Source organism: Gordonia sesuvii (genome assembly GCF_036350415.1).
Classification (GTDB): Bacteria; Actinomycetota; Actinomycetes; order Mycobacteriales; family Mycobacteriaceae; genus Gordonia; species Gordonia sesuvii.
Map to the genome: position 1 here is coordinate 138537 of NZ_JAZDUF010000001.1, position 15709 is coordinate 154245.

Annotated in this window: 11 protein-coding genes and 1 riboswitch; of the genes, 7 read left to right on the top strand and 4 right to left on the bottom strand. The window is 68.6% G+C overall.

Annotated features, from left to right (window positions below; translation table 11 throughout):
• Nucleotides 1-52: 52 nt before the first annotated feature.
• The 5 genes from VZC37_RS00585 to VZC37_RS00605 all read left to right on the top strand — a co-directional run bounded on the left by VZC37_RS00585 (nt 53) and on the right by VZC37_RS00605 (nt 7053).
• Nucleotides 53-514 (top strand): hypothetical protein, encoded by a 462-nt coding sequence (locus VZC37_RS00585; protein WP_330430478.1) that lies wholly within the window; start codon nt 53-55, stop codon nt 512-514.
• An 83-nt stretch (nt 515-597) separates the two neighbouring features.
• Nucleotides 598-2064 carry an MFS transporter gene (locus VZC37_RS00590; RefSeq protein ID WP_431309335.1) on the top strand — a complete coding sequence of 489 codons (1467 nt, stop codon included), beginning with the start codon at nt 598-600 and terminating at the stop codon, nt 2062-2064.
• Nucleotides 2065-2144: 80 nt separating this feature from the next.
• Nucleotides 2145-3503, top strand: a complete 1359-nt coding sequence (locus VZC37_RS00595) for an 8-oxoguanine deaminase (protein WP_330430480.1) — start codon at nt 2145-2147, stop codon at nt 3501-3503.
• The gene (locus VZC37_RS00600) at nt 3503-4321 is read left to right on the top strand and encodes an FAD binding domain-containing protein (RefSeq protein WP_330430481.1); all 819 of its coding nucleotides are present in this window, start codon (nt 3503-3505) and stop codon (nt 4319-4321) included. The genes VZC37_RS00595 and VZC37_RS00600 overlap by 1 nt, the downstream gene beginning before the upstream one ends.
• Nucleotides 4318-7053, top strand: a complete 2736-nt coding sequence (locus VZC37_RS00605; protein ID WP_330430482.1) for a molybdopterin-dependent oxidoreductase — start codon at nt 4318-4320, stop codon at nt 7051-7053. The genes VZC37_RS00600 and VZC37_RS00605 overlap by 4 nt, the downstream gene beginning before the upstream one ends.
• Before the next feature lie 22 nt (nt 7054-7075).
• Here the strand turns inward: VZC37_RS00605 and VZC37_RS00610 are convergent, their stop codons facing one another.
• From VZC37_RS00610 to VZC37_RS00625, 4 genes are all read right to left on the bottom strand, one after another.
• Nucleotides 7076-8302: an acyl-CoA dehydrogenase family protein gene (locus tag VZC37_RS00610; protein WP_330430483.1), complete on the bottom strand. Its 1227-nt coding sequence runs from the start codon at nt 8300-8302 to the stop codon at nt 7076-7078.
• 105 nt (nt 8303-8407) lie between these two features.
• Complete coding sequence (locus tag VZC37_RS00615; RefSeq protein WP_330430484.1) at nt 8408-8920, bottom strand: histidine phosphatase family protein; 513 nt, start codon at nt 8918-8920, stop codon at nt 8408-8410.
• 9 nt (nt 8921-8929) lie between these two features.
• The gene (locus tag VZC37_RS00620) at nt 8930-9766 is read right to left on the bottom strand and encodes a CbtA family protein (protein ID WP_330430485.1); all 837 of its coding nucleotides are present in this window, start codon (nt 9764-9766) and stop codon (nt 8930-8932) included.
• Between the two features lie 77 nt (nt 9767-9843).
• Nucleotides 9844-10068: a CbtB domain-containing protein gene (locus VZC37_RS00625; RefSeq protein WP_330430486.1), complete on the bottom strand. Its 225-nt coding sequence runs from the start codon at nt 10066-10068 to the stop codon at nt 9844-9846.
• Between the two features lie 44 nt (nt 10069-10112).
• A riboswitch (cobalamin riboswitch) is annotated at nt 10113-10240 on the bottom strand.
• A 38-nt stretch (nt 10241-10278) separates the two neighbouring features.
• On the opposite strand from VZC37_RS00625, the gene VZC37_RS00630 reads away from it, so the two are divergent.
• Nucleotides 10279-14886 (top strand): ATP-dependent helicase, encoded by a 4608-nt coding sequence (locus VZC37_RS00630; protein ID WP_330430487.1) that lies wholly within the window; start codon nt 10279-10281, stop codon nt 14884-14886.
• Nucleotides 14879-15676, top strand: coding sequence for a DNA-formamidopyrimidine glycosylase family protein (locus tag VZC37_RS00635; RefSeq protein ID WP_330430488.1), 798 nt, complete (start codon nt 14879-14881; stop codon nt 15674-15676). Before VZC37_RS00630 ends, VZC37_RS00635 begins: the two co-directional genes overlap by 8 nt.
• Nucleotides 15677-15709 lie beyond the last annotated feature (33 nt).

Here is a 15709-nt window from a genome sequence, read left to right on the forward strand (position 1 = left end):
ACAGCGGATCGCGACGTCCCCGGTGGGGCCCACCGAACGTGAGGAGAATCCAATGAACCGTGCACCCAGAATCGCCGTCACCGTCGCCGCAGCCGGCCTCACCGCGACCGGGATCGGCGCCGTCGCCGCACCGTCGGCAGCCGCGGCCCCCACCACCACCCTCTGCTCATTCACCTACCCGAATCCCAACCTGCCCCTGATCTGGGCGGAGAGCACCGCCAGCGCCATCCCGACGGCGCCCGGCAAGGTGACACTGCGCCTCACCACCGATTCCCGCTCGTTCATCGGCTACTCACAGCAGTTCCGGGTCACCTGGGCCAACCTCGACACGGGCTTCAGCGGCGTGGCCAACACGACCGCACGCGTGGTCGGTTCCGAAACGATTCTCTCGATCCCTGACGTGGCCACCGCATCGGGTCGCGTGGCGCTCGTCCTGGGCGCAATGAGCACCGGAACCCTCAACCCGAACAGCGTCAGCACCGAGGACTGCAGCGCGGAGTACACCGTGCCCTGACCCGGCGTCCGCGATACTGCCGCGACATGACGCACCCCGACTCGATAGCGTGAGCGATCGGAGGTGTGTGAGTAGTGAGTGCGATGTGTCGGCCGGTGGATGAGGACTCTGGCGCTGTCGCCGTACCCGAACGTCATCCCCGGCTCGCCGTCACCATCCTGTGTGCCGCCGGGATCGTCGTGGCCCTGATGCAGACGATCATCGTCCCGTTGATCCCTCAGTTGCCGACATTGCTCGACGCGGACCCCGGAAATACGGCGTGGGCTCTCACGATCACCCTGCTCGCGGGTTCGGTCATCACGCCCATCGGTGGACGCCTCGGCGACATGTACGGCAAACGTCTCATGCTGATGGCGAGCATGGGATGTGTCGCCGCCGGCTCCGTGGTGTGCGCGCTGTCGACCTCACTGCCGCCCTTCCTGGTGGGACGCGCACTCCAAGGGTTGGGCTTCGGCACCATCGCCCTCGGCATCAGCGTCATGCGCGACATCGTCCCGCCGCGACATCTCGGCTCCTCGGTCGGCACGATGAGCGCGTCGCTGGGTATCGGCGGGGCGCTGGGTCTGCCTTTCGCCGCCGCCATCGCCCAACAGGTCAGCTGGCATGCACTGTTCTGGGCGTGCGGCGCGGCCGCACTCGCCGGCGCACTGGGGATCGCCCTCACCGTCCCGGAGAGCCCGACACGCACGGGCGGCCGTTTCGACCTGCTGGGTGCCATCGGTCTCGCCGCGATGCTGGTCTTTCTTCTGTTGCCGCTGTCGAAGGGCTCGACGTGGGGCTGGGCCTCGCCGCTGACGCTCGGGATGTTCGCCGCCTTCGTGGTGGTCGGTGTCGTGTGGTGGTTCGTGGAGCGCCGCGGGTCCAACCCGCTCATCGACCTGCACGTGGCGACCCAACGGCCGGTACTGCTGACCAACATCGCCTCGATCGCGACCGGATTCGCCTTCTACTCGATGCAGTTGATCCCCATTCAACTGCTGATGGCACCGACGTCCGGACCCGACGGGCTCGGACTCGACATGCTCACCGCCAGCCTGGTGCTGGCGCCCAGCGGCATCCTGATGTTCGTGTTCTCCCACGTCAGCGCCCGGCTGACCGCCGCGTTCGGCCCACGCGTCTCGCTGGCCACCGGCGGCGTCGTGATCGGCGCGGGCTACATCGTCTTCATCGTCGCCCTGAGCGGCCCCTGGACGATGAACTGGGGCATCATGCTCGCGGTCGCCTGCTTCATCGGGGCGGGCCTGGGCGTGGCCTACTCGGCGATGCCGGCGCTGATCATGCAGTCGGTCCGGGTGGAGCAGACCGGCGAGGCCAACGGCGTCAACGCGCTGATGAGAGTGGTCGGGACGTCGACGTCGGCGGCCGTGGTCGGCATGATCCTGACCTGGTCGATGCTGTCGGTCCCCGACGCGGACGGCACACCTGTCAGCGTCCCGTCGGAGACCGGATACCTGTGGGCGTCGGGCATCTCGTTGGGTGCCTGCGTACTCGCGATCGTCCTCGCCCTGGCGATTCCGCGTCGGCCTCCGATCACCGTCGAGAACGTCTGAATGGACGTCTGGGTGGACTTCTGGGTGCTCCGCCCGTGGTCGAAACGCATCCGTAATGCGATGGTCGTAGCGTGACGCGAGTGTCCCGCATGACCTTGATCGAGAACGCCTACGTCGTCACTGTCGACCCCGAGGGCCGCGAACTGCCCACGGCGTCGGTGCTGATCGACGGAACGAGGATTGTCGCGGTCGGCGATCCGCCCGGGGCACTTCCCGCCGACGTCACCCGAATCGACGGCACCGGCTGCGTACTCACGCCTGGTCTGATCAACACCCACCATCACCTGTACCAATGGGTCACCCGCGGCCTCGCCGCCGACCACACCCTGTTCCAGTGGCTGACCACCCTGTACCCGATCTGGGCGGGTATCGACGAGACGGCCGTGCGGACCGCTGCGCTCGGCGGACTGACATCGCTGGCTCTGTCCGGATGTACGACAACCACCGATCACCACTACGTGTTCCCCGCCGAGGGCGGCGACCTCCTGGGCGCCGAGATCGACGCCGCCGCCACGGTCGGCCTCCGCTTCCACCCGACCCGCGGGTCCATGGACCTGTCGGAGAAGGATGGTGGGCTGCCGCCGGATTCGGTGGTGCAGAGCATCGACGAGATCCTCACCGCCAGCGCCGACGCGGTGGCGCGCTGGCACGACACCTCGCCCGACGCGATGCTGCGGATCGCGCTGGCCCCCTGCTCCCCCTTCTCGGTCACCACCGATCTCCTCCGCGAATCCGCCGGTCTGGCCCGCGAACTCGGCGTCCGGATGCACACCCACCTCGCGGAGTCGCTCGACGAGAACACGTACTGCGACGAGCATTTCGGCTGCACTCCCCTGCAGTACATGGAGTCGGTCGGCTGGGTCGGCGACGACGTGTGGTTCGCGCACGGCATCGAATTCGACGACGACGAGATCGGTCGGTTGGCCGCAACCTCGACCGGCGTCGCGCATTGCCCGACCTCCAATGCGCGGCTGGGAAACCGGATCTGCCGCACCCGCGACCTCATCGACGCCGGTGTGCCGGTCGGCCTCGGGGTCGACGGCGCGGCGTCCAACGAGTCCTGCCGGATGCTCGAGGAGGCACATCAGGCGGTGCTCATGGCCCGCGCCCGGGGCGGCCCCACCGCGCTGACCACCCGCACCGCGATCGAGCTCGCCACCGTCGGTGGTGCCCGCGTGCTGGGCCGCGAGGCCGACACCGGATCGATCGAGGTGGGCAAGCTCGCCGACCTCGTCTTGTGGGATCTGACATCGGTGGCGCACAGCGGCATCGAGGATCCGGTGGCCGCGTTGGTGTTGGGCGCAATCCCGCCGATCGCGGGCAGCTGGGTGAACGGGCGGCCCGTGGTGGCCGGCAATCAGGTGCTCACCGTGGACGCCGATGAAGTGGCCGCCGACGTCGCCGCCGAACACCGCCGACTCATCGCGAAGGCCGGGTGATGGATCTCCACACCGTCGAGGCCTACCGCCACGCCCGCACGCGTGACGACCTGCGGCTGGCGCCGGGCGAGAGTCTCGTCGCCGGAGGCACCTGGTTCTTCTCCGAACCACAGGTCGACACCATCGGAATCGTCGATCTGACCACGATGGACTGGCCCCACCTCGAGAAGCTGCCCGACGACGGACTACGCATCTCGGCAACCTGTCCGATCGCCGAGATCGCCACGCTCACACCACACCCGGCGTGGCGGGCACACCCGCTCTTCGCGCAGTGCGTGAACGCGCTGCTCGCCTCGTTCAAGATCTGGAACCTCGCGACGGTGGGCGGCAACATCTGCCGCTCGTTCGCCGCGGCCTCCATGGTGTCGCTCACCGCGGGACTCGATGCGGTGGCGGAGATCTGGTGCCCCGACGGCACCGGCCGTCGCGTCGCCGTCGCCGACCTCGTCACCGGCAACGGCACCAACGCCCTGGGGCACGGTGAAGTGCTGCGCGCCGTCGACATCCCCGGCTCGTCGATGCGTTCACACACCGCGTTCCGCAAGATCGCACTGGCCCAACTCGGCCGGTCGGGGGCGGTACTGACCGGGCGTCGCGACGAGGACGGCACGACGGTCATCGGGATCACCGCCGCGACAGCGCGTCCGAGGCTTCTACGCTTCGCCGGGGTGCCGGCGGCGACCGAACTCCGCGATCGTGTGCTCGCGCTCGACGGCTACTACACCGACCCCCTGGGTTCGGCCGACTGGCGGCGCGGCGTATCCGCGGTGCTCGCCGAGGAGATCCGGACCGAACTCGCCGACGGGGTGGGCCGGTGAGGTTCTCGGTCAACGGCACCGCCCAGGACGCGAACCCCCGTCCCGGCCAGTGCCTGCGCACCCTGCTCAGGGAGACAGCGCATTTCGAGGTCAAGAAGGGCTGCGACGCCGGCGACTGCGGCGCATGCTCGGTCCTCGTCGACGACGTTCCCGTGCACTCGTGCATCTATCCGGCACAACGCGTCGACGGGCGTTCGGTGACCACCGTCGCCGGGCTGGGCACACCCACCGACCTGCATCCGATGCAGCAGGCGTTCGTCGACAAATTCGCGTTCCAGTGCGGGTTCTGCACGGCCGGGATGATCGTCACCGCATCCACCCTCGATGCCGCCGACGTCGACGACCTGCCGCGGCGCATGAAGGGAAATCTCTGCCGCTGCACGGGATATCGCCCGATCCGAGCGGCGATCGCCGAGGGCGTCGCGGCCGCGGACCGCCCGGTGTCCGCTCCCCGGGGCGGATGCACGGTCGGGCAATCGGCCGAGCCACCGGCCGCCCGGCGCGTGGTCACCGGCACCGAGCCGTACACCTTCGACACCGCCGTGCCCGGGATGACGTATCTGCGGGTGCTGTCGTCGCCCCATCCGCACGCCCGCATCACCGCGATCGACACCGCCGCCGCCGAACGTGTCGAGGGCGTGCAGCTCATCCTCACCCACGAGAACGTGCCCACCCGTCGCTTCTCCACCGCCCGACACGAGCACCGCGAGGACGACCCCGACGACACCGTCATGCTCGACTCCGTCGTACGGTTCGTCGGGCAGCGCGTCGCCGCGGTGATCGCCGATACACCGAAGGCCGCCGAAAAGGCCTGCCGCCTCATCGATGTCACCTACGACGTGCTGCCAGCCGTATTCGACCCGGACGAGGCGCGCCGGCCCGGTGCGCCACTCGTCCACCCCGACCGCACCCCGCTCGATCGCGTCAACCACGCCGACCGCAACATCATCGCCGACTTCCACCACGGGTTCGGCGGCGACGTCGACGACGCGCTCGCCGCCTCTCCCGTGACGGTGTCGGGCACATGGTCGACGGGACGGGTGTCCCACGCGCAGTTGGAGACCCACGGCAGCATCGGATGGCTCGACGAGGACGGCCGGCTGGTGATCCGGACCAGCACTCAGGTCCCGTTCCTCGTCCGCGACGAACTCGCCCACGTCCTCGATCTCGACCGCGACCGGATCCGCGTGTTCAGTGCCCGTGTCGGCGGCGGTTTCGGTGGCAAGCAGGAGATGCTCACCGAGGATCTGGTGGCGCTGGCGGTGCTGCGCACCGGACGACCCTGCGGCTACGAGATGAGTCGCACCGACGAGATGACCCGCACCACCTACCGCCATCCGTTCCGCGTTCGCGTCGACCTCGGCGCCGACGACACCGGACACCTCACTGCTCTACGCATCGACGTGCTCTCGGATACCGGCGCCTACGGCAACCACGCGATCGGCGTGATGTTCCACGCCTGTGCCGAGTCGATCTCGGTGTACAACTGCCCGGTGAAGCGGGTGGACGCCGAGGTCGTCTACACCAACAACCCGCCGTCGGGGGCGTTCCGCGGATATGGCCTGGGGCAGGTCATCTTCGCCGTCGAGTCGGCGCTCGACGACCTCGCGCTGCGCCTGGACCTCGATCCGTTCGACCTGCGACGGCGCAACATGGTGGCCGACGGCGATCCGTTGCTGATCTCGCACGAAGAGCCGGAACCGGATCTGCTCTACGGCAGTTACGGACTCGATCAGTGCCTCGACCTCGCCCAGGAGGCGCTGGCGCGCGGCAACGACGTCGCCGCTCCCACCGGCGACCGGTGGCGCATCGGTGAGGGAATGGCCCTGTCCGCCATCGCGACGATGGCGCCCCGCGGCCACATCGCCCGCGTCCGAGTCAGTGTCGACGAAGACGGCGTGTACCGCGTCGGCGTGGGGACGGCCGAGTTCGGCAACGGCACCACCACGGTGCACACCCAGATCGCCGCCACCACCATGAACACCGGCCTCGACCGGATTCGGTTGCGCCACGGCGACACCGACGCCGCCGACTACGACACCGGCGCCTTCGCCTCGGCCGGGACGACGGTGGCGGGCAAGGCCATCCACGCGGCCTGCATCGCCCTGCGCGAGACGATGGTCACCCTGGCGGCCAGCGTCGCCGACGCCGAACCCGACACCGTGCAGATCGACCGCGAGGGCGCGCTCGTCGGGGATCGCCGGATCTCCTTCGGCGAACTCATCGACGCGGCCGACGATACGGGGCAGACCCGTCGACTCGAGGCGTGCGGTGAGGAGACCGGCGAGTTCCGCTCGATCGCGTTCAACGTGCAGGCCTTCCGGGTCGCGGTGGACGTCGAGACCGGTGTGGTCACGATCCTGCAATCCGTCCAGTCCGCCGACGCCGGTACGGTGATGAACCCGGCGCAGTGCATCGGTCAGGTGGAGGGCGGTGTCGCACAGGCGATCGGATCATCGCTGTACGAGGAGATCATGCTCGAGCGCGGGGTACCGCTGACCAACGTGTTCCGAACGTATCGGGTGCCGCAGATGGCCGATGTGCCGACCACCGAGGTGTACTTCGCCGACACCTCTGACGAACTCGGTCCGTTCGGCGCGAAGTCGATGAGCGAGTCCCCGTACAACCCGGTGGCGCCCGCCCTGGCCAACGCCATCAGGCGGGCGATCGGCGTCCGTCCGTACGAATTGCCGATGTCGCGCGACCGCGTCTGGCGCCTGGCGCAGGGCTGATCGCGGGCTCACCGCCCGGAGATCACCCGCGCAGCAAGCCCTTTGCCACGTGGGTCACCTGGATCTCGTTGCTGCCGGCGTAGATCATCAGCGACTTCGCGTCGCGGGCCAGTTGCTCCACTCGGTACTCGGCCATGTAGCCGTTGCCGCCGAACAGCTGCACGGCCTCCATGGCGACCTCGGTCGCCGCACGTGAGGAGTAGAGCTTCATAGCCGACGCCTCCGCCAGGCTCGGCGGCTTGCCGGCCTTGGTGCGCTCGATCGCGTTGAACAGCATGTTCTGCACGTTGATCCGGGCCACCTCCATCTCGGCCAGTTTGAGCTGGATGAGCTGGAACTGGCCGATCTCCTGACCCCACAGGGTGCGGTTGCGGGCGTAGTCGATCGACAGCCGTTGCGCCTCGTTGATGATGCCGAGCGACAGCGCCGCGATGCCGACGCGTTCGGCGGTGAAACCGGCTTTCGCCCCCTCGCCGCCGCGGGTGTCGGTGCCGGTGTCCTCGGTCTCGCCGAGCAGGCGGTCCGCGCCGAGTCGCACGTTGTCGAAGAACAGCTCTCCGGTCGGCGAGCTCATCATGCCCATCTTCTTGAACGGCTTGCCCTGGGTGAGCCCGGGCATCCCCTTGTCGAGGACAAAGGACAGCACCTTGCGGTCGCGTATGGGGGTGTCGCTGCCGTCGTCGAGTTTGGCGAACACGACGATGGTATCGGCGTAGGGACCGTTGGTGATGAACGTCTTCTGCCCGTTGAGCACGTACTCGTCGCCGTCACGTCGAACCGTGGTTTTCATGCCGCCCAACGCATCCGAGCCGGAGTCCGGTTCGGTGATCGCCCACGCGCCGACCTTCTCCATCGTGACCAGTTCGGGCAGCCAGCGCTTCTTCTGGGCCAGGGTTCCCTTGCCGCGGATCGTCGAGGCCGTCAGTCCCATGCTGACACCCATCGATCCGACGAGTCCGAGACAGACGCCCGCGAGTTCGATGTTGAGGATCATGAACATCGAACTGGACATGTTGCCGCCACCGCCGCCACCCGACGACTTCGTCCCGGCGGCCTCGGCCTCGAGTTCCTTCTCGAGGGCTTCGGCGGCCATCGCGTCGACGCCGAAGGTGGACAACAGCTTACGGGTGATGTCGTAGGGCGGGAGCACTCCGGTCTCGAGTTCGTCGATGTGCGGACGGATCTCCTTGTCGACGAACGCCCGCAAGGCATCTCGCACCATCAGATCTTCGTCGGACCACTCGAACATCGCCACACTCCCCACAGCCGGGACCCGCGTCGCAGCGGGCTGAACATGTTTCACTTACCGCCACGTTACTGTGTCAGGAGTCACTCACGAAGTAAAGAGACACATTCACACTTCCGTACCTTCGGCTGGCAGCGAGTAGCTGGTCGCCGGCCGGATCTCGACGCGGAAATACTCTTCCGCGTCAGCGGTGAGCAGCGCCTGGGCGACCGGCATGGTCACCACACAGACGTCCGGCAACGTCACGGAGTCGGTGCGCCATCGGTGGATACGCGCCACGAAGTCGGCGACGCTCTCCCCGCCATGGGGTCGCGACGTCGGATCGGTGAACCAGGTCGCGAGGTCCTCGGGCGCGATCTCCTCCGGCGTGAGCCCCGACCAGGCGCCGACGTCGAGGGAGACCAACGCCGGGACCACGCGGGCGTTCACGCCGAGTTGCGCCACGGTGTCAGCGGCCGCCCGTTCCGGGCCCACGACGATCGGACCGCCGCAGGTGATCGCCTCGACGACAGTGTCGCGCAGTCGGGCGGCATCGCGCCGGCCATGCTCGTCCAGAGACAGGTCACCGCCGAACCGCACCGACTTGTTGGGCCCGGTGCGGCCGGCGGTGACGATGAGCACGGTGTGCGGTCAGCCCTGTTCGGCGACGACCTTGTCGTCGACCGACTTTGTCGAGTCGGTCGACCCGGCGAGCCGTCCGAGGATCAGCGCGAAGACCAGTGCGAGTACTGTCCACAGGATCACCTGGGAGGCGATCGTGTAGATGCGGAAGTCGCCGATCACGTCGCCGGGGAAGCCCGGGAAGACGATCTCACCCGCACCGTTGGTCACCGGCCCGGGCACCTCGTGGAACTCCGGCAGCAGCGCGACGGTGATCGTGACCGCCACCAGGTAGCCGGCCGCACCCGCGACTGCGGACAGCAGGCCGCCCAGACGAGGGCGCAGCCAGAGCGCGAGGATCACCGCGGCCACCGCGAACGCCACCGACAGCAACGTCAGGGTCAGGAATGCTCCGCTGCGGGCGCCGATGCTGTCGTCGTCGCCCACCGCCGGCGGGTTGGCCGGATAGGCGAAGAACGGCACCCCGAACATGACCACGAATCCGATCACGCCGAGCGCGGCTGACACCATCCGTGGGTCGGTCGCCGGATAGCGCCGGCCGAGGTAGGCCCAGAGCACCGTGAACGCGACCGCGAAGAACGCGCCCATGCACACCGCGAACACGATCGTGCCGACGCCCGCACCGATGTTCTCCTGGACGGACCGGGTGAAGACCTCACCGCCCTCACCGTGTGTGTGGCCGCCGTGGGCGGCCATCTCGAGGGCCTCTTCGGCCTCGGACCGTCCGCCTTCGTAGTCGATCGCCTTGGCGACCTGGGGTTCGATGAACAGTCGCGCGAAGATGAACGCGACGATGCCGGCGATCAGGCCCGAGAGCAGGCCTGCGCCGATGAACTTCTTCTCCATGTGTGGTTGTTCTCCTGCGTCCTGTGTTCGATCAGTAACTGTTCGATCAAGTGGATGTTCGATCAGAATCTGTTCGATCAGTGGCAGGGGAAGCCGAGGAAGTGCCGGGCATCGTGCACGAACTCGTGGATGTGGGTGTCGGAGCCGAACACGGACACCGCGCCCTGGTCGTATCCGAGGAAGTAGTAGGCCAGGCCGGCCAACAATACGGTCAGGCTCAGCCAGAGTGCGGCACTCGCCGCGGAGAGATCCGGTACGGCCAGGGAACGCGGCCGTGCGGCCGCCTGGGTGGAGGCAGTCATCTTCCTCATGTCCTGTTCTCGGGATGTCGCGTCCCGTTGTCGTCGTCGAACGAGCTCACCAGAGCGGCATTCTGGCTCTCCCGCAGACGACGACCGCCGGCCCGGGATCACAGCGGCGCGACCGCTCCGGATTCCCACCGGATTCCCCGCGCACTGGTGTGTGATGACTGTACTACCGGGGTTGTCAGATGTGTGAGGGATGATGGCAAGGTGCCTCGCGCCGCATCCGTTCTCGACCGCTTCACCGCTCCCACCCGGCGGTGGTTCAGCGGCGCGTTCGACGAGCCGACCCCGGCCCAGACCGGCGCCTGGTCATCGATCGCCGATGGCAACAACACGCTGGTCATCGCGCCCACCGGCTCGGGCAAGACCCTCTCTGCCTTCCTGTGGGCACTCGATCGGCTCGCCGCCCGGCCGGAACGCCGCAGCGGTACCCGAGTCGTCTACATCTCGCCCCTGAAAGCCCTCGCGGTCGACGTGGAGCGCAACCTGCGCGCACCGCTGACCGGCATCACCCGTGCCGCTCAGGAACTCGATCTGCCCGAACCCGACATCACTGTCGGGGTGCGCTCCGGTGACACCCCGGCGGCTGCGCGGCGGGCGCTGGTGAAGTCACCGCCCGACATTCTCATCACCACCCCCGAATCGCTGTACCTGATGCTGACGTCGGCCGCGCGCGAGACACTGACCGACGTCGAGGTGGTGATCGTCGACGAGGTACACGCGGTCGCCGCGACCAAACGCGGCACACACCTGGCACTCACCTTGGAACGCCTCGACGAACTCCTCGAACAGCCGGCCCAGCGGATCGGACTGTCTGCGACGGTTCGCCCGCCGCAGGTGGTCGCCGAGTTCCTCAGCGGTTCCGCGCCGTACCAGGTCGTTCGGCCCAAGGCAGCCAAGACATTCGACCTGCGGGTCGACGTGCCGGTCGAGGACATGGCCAACATCCCGCCGCCACCGCAGGCCGACGAGGCCGCCGAGCTCGACGACGCGTTCTCCCCCACCGCCGGTTCGTTGTGGCCGTACGTCGAGTCGTCGATCGTCGACCTGATCGAGAAGAACCGCGCGACGATCGTGTTCGCCAACTCCCGACGCCTGGCCGAGCGACTGACGGCACGGCTCAACGAGATCCATGCCGAACGCTCCGGCGCGACGAGCACCGGATCGAGGAATCCGAGCGTCCCGGGCGGCGCGCCCGCCAACATCATGGCGAGCGGATCGAGCGGGGGCGCCGAGCCGATCCTGGCGCGGGCGCACCACGGTTCGGTCAGCAAGGAGCAGCGCGCCGAGATCGAGGACGACCTCAAGACCGGCCGGCTGCCGTGCGTCGTGGCGACCAGTTCGCTGGAACTCGGCATCGACATGGGCGCGGTGGATCTCGTCATCCAGGTGGAGGCTCCGCCGTCGGTCGCCGGCGGCCTGCAACGGATCGGCCGCGCGGGTCACCAGGTCGGCGAGATCTCGCAGGGCGTGCTCTACCCGAAGCACCGCACCGACCTGATCCACTGCACGGTCACGGTGGAGCGAATGCTCGACGGTGCCATCGAAGAGCTGCGGGTGCCGCAGAACCCGCTCGACATCCTCGCGCAGCAGACGATCGCGGCCGCCGCCGTCGACGACCTAGACGTGGACCGCTGGTTCGACGTGGTCCGCCGCGCTGCGCCGTATCGGGAACTGGGGCGGCAGGTCTACGAGGCGACCCTGGATCTGATCTCCGGGCGATTCCCGTCCGACGAGTTCGCCGAGCTGCGTCCGCGGGTCACCTGGGACCGCGACGCGGGCACACTCGTCGGTCGACGCGGCGCACAACGCCTCGCGGTCACCTCCGGTGGTTCGATTCCCGATCGCGGCCTGTTCGGCGTGTTCATGGTCGGCGAAAAGGCCACCCGGGTGGGTGAACTCGACGAGGAGATGGTCTACGAGTCCCGGGTGGGCGACGTGTTCGCGCTCGGCGCCACCAGCTGGCGGATCGAGGACATCACCCACGACCGGGTCATGGTGTCACCGGCATTCGGCCAGCCCGGCCGGCTGCCGTTCTGGATCGGCGACACCCTCGGCCGACCCGCCGAACTCGGCGCCGCCATCGGCAAATTCACCGGCGCCGTCGCAGATCCGGACGTCCTCGCCGAGCACGCGCAACGGCTCGGTCTCACCGAGTACGCGCAGCAGAACCTGGCCACACTCATCGCCGAACAACGTGACGCCACCGGACATCTGCCCACCGACCGGACCCTGGTGGTGGAACGCTTCCGCGACGAACTCGGCGACTGGCGGCTGATCCTGCACTCCCCCTACGGCTTACGTGTGCACGCACCGTGGGCGAGTGCCATCTCCGCCCGTCTGTTGCAGACGCTCGGCCTCGAAGGCGCCACCACCGCCTCCGACGACGGCATCATCGTGCGTCTCCCGGACACCGACGACGATCCGCCGGGCACGGCGGTGTTCGTCCTCGATCCCGACGAGATCGAGCAACTCGTCACCGATGCGCTCGCCGACTCGTCGATGTTCGCCTCCCGATTCCGCGAATGCGCCGCCCGGGCACTGCTGTTGCCGCGACGCGATCCGGGCCGACGCGCACCGCTGTGGCAGCAGCGCCAGCGCAGCGCCCAACTGCTCTCCGTCGCAGCCAAATTCCCCGACTTCCCGATCATCTTGGAAGCCGTCCGGGAATGCCTGCAGGATGTGTACGACCTCCCCGCCCTCACCGATCTGCTCACGCGCATCCGGCAACGACGGGTTCGCATCGTCGAGACCGAGACACCGAGTCCCTCGCCGTTCGCCGCGTCGATGCTCTTCGGGTACGTCGGCGCCTTCCTGTACGCCGACGACGCACCGATCGCCGAGCGCCGCGCAGCCGCGTTGTCCCTGGACACCAGTTTGCTGGCACAGCTGTTGGGCCGTGTCGATCTCCGCGAACTGCTCGACCCCGCCGTCATCGCCGAGGTCACCGCCAGATTGCAACGCACCGCACCCGAACGCCGCGCCCGCGACGCCGAGGATGTCGTCGACCTGCTGCGGTGGCTCGGGCCGCTGACCACCGGCGAGGTCGAGGCCAGATACCAGGGCGAGCTGCCCGCGTCGGAGCACCTCACCGAACTGCACCGGACCGGCCAGATCATCTCCGTCAATCACCGCCGGCGGGCGTTGTGGGCGTCCATCGACGACACCGCACGCCTGCGCGACGGCCTCGGGGTGCCCGCACCTCGGGGCATCCCCGCCACCTACCTCGAACCCGTGGCCGATCCGGTCGGCGATCTGGTCAACCGGTACGCGCGTACCCACGGTCCGTTCACTCTCACCGACGCCGCCGAGGCCCTGGGTATGGCGGTCGGCGTCGTCCGGGACACCCTGGTCCGGCTGGCCGGTGAGCGCCGCGTCATCGAAGGCGATTTCCTGCCCGACACCGCCGCCGCCCCGTCCACCACCCAGTGGTGCCACGCCGATGTCCTCGGACAGATCCGCCGCGGATCATTGGCCGCGAGCCGCGCCGAGATCGAGCCGGTGGGGCACGACGTGCTCGCCCGATTCGTCGCGTCGTGGCAGCACGTCACCACCGATGGGCAGTTGACCGGGGTGGACGGGGTGGCGACCGTGATCGACCAGCTCGCCGGATACCCCGTCCCCGCCTCGGCGTGGGAGTCGCTGGTGCTGCCCGCCCGCGTCTCCGACTACACACCGTCGATGCTCGATGAGCTGCTCAGCTCGGGTGAGGTCATCTGGTCCGGGCACGGCCGCATCGGTGGCTCGGACGGATGGATCGCGATGCATCCGGTGGACGTCGCGCCGTTGACCCTCCCACCGCCCGACGACATCGACACCACTGCGCTGCACGACCGCCTGACCGCGCTCCTGGACCCGGGTGGCGCTCTGCGTTTCGGTCAGATCGTCGACTCTCTCGCCGGCGACGGAGCACCGTCGGCGGCCGATGTCGAAACCGCACTGTGGGATCTGGTGTGGGCCGGTCGGGCGAGCAACGACTCGTTCGCTCCGGTCCGGGCCCTGCTCGCGCCACGTCGCACCACCTCCGCTGCGCGGTCGGCACCGGCCCACCGGGCCCGTGGTCGCGCCCCGCGGCTCCGCGCCCAGCGTCTGTCCACGCGGTATCTGGCCGAACACGGCGCCGGTCGTGCTGTCGCACCGACCGCGAGTGGGCGCTGGGTGACGATCGACCGGATCGACACCGACGCAACCGTCGCCACGCAGGCATTGTGCGACCAGTTACTCGCGCGCCACGGCGTGATCACCCGCGGCAGCGTCGTCACCGAGGGCGTCACCGGCGGGTTCGCGCGGATCTACAAGGCCCTCACCGTGTTCGAGGACAACGGGCAGGTCCGGCGCGGCTACTTCGTCGACGGCCTCGGGGGCGCACAGTTCGCCTCGACCGCCACCGTCGACGAACTCCGGCGCCACTCCCTGGATGATCGTCACGCCCTGCCGACGATCGCGCTTGCCGCCACCGACCCGGCGAATCCCTTTGGCGCCGCACTGAGTTGGCCCGCTACGACCGTCGACGACGGCGGACATCGACCCGGACGCAAGCCCGGCGCGCTGGTCGTGCTGGTGGGTGGTGAGCTCGTCGTGTTCGTCGAGCGGGGCGGCAAGACCATCCTGACCTTCACCCAGACGGACACGGCGCTGCGGTCGGCGGCCGACGCGCTCGCCGCGCTCGTCCGGTCCGGCCGGGTGTCGCGGCTCATGATCGACCAGGTGGATTCCCAGCCGGTGTTGACGTCGGATTTCGGTCGCACGCTCATCGAGGCCGGCTTCGCCACCACGCCCCGCGGTATCCGGATGCGCTACGGGCAGCATGCCTGAGGGCGACACCGTCTTCGCCGCGGCCGCCCGGCTGCGCGCGGCGCTCGAGGGACAACGATTGGTGCGTACGCAGTTCCGGGTACCGTCACTGGCCACCGTCGACCTGTCGAAACGGACGGTACGGTCGGTGCGTTCGGTGGGCAAGCATCTGCTGATCGACGTGGCCGGACCAGACGACGATCGACCGGAATCTGGTGCGGTGAGCATTCATTCGCACCTGAAGATGGAGGGCTCCTGGCACGTGCATCCGTCCGGGACACGGTGGCGTCGACCCGGGTTCCAGGCACGTGTGGTGCTCCGGACGGCCACCCATGAGGCCGTGGGCTTCGAGCTCGGCGTACTGGAGTTGACGGAGACCCCTGACGGCGATCTGGCCTACCTGGGCCCGGACCTGCTCTCCGACGACTGGGACCCGGCCGAAGCCGTCCGACGGATCGAGTCGATGCCCGAGGAATCCATCGGTGTCGCGCTGCTCGATCAGCGACTCATCGCCGGTATCGGCAACGTCTATCGCAGCGAGCTCTGCTTTCTTCGAAAGGTGTTGCCCACCCGCGCGGTTCGAGAGGTCGACATCCCGTCGATGGTGGAACTCAGCCGCCGGGTGCTGTGGGCGAATCGGCTCCGCTCTGCGCGCACGACGACCGGCCACACCGCACCCAACGCGCGATTGTGGGTCTACGGACGGCGCGGCCGGCTGTGCCGGAGATGTGGATCGCCGATCGAGCGAGGCCAGCTCGGCTCGATCGGCGAGGATCGCGTCATCTACTTCTGTCCGGGCTGCCAGACATGAAGCGTCCGCGACGGCAGTACCGAGGCGATACCC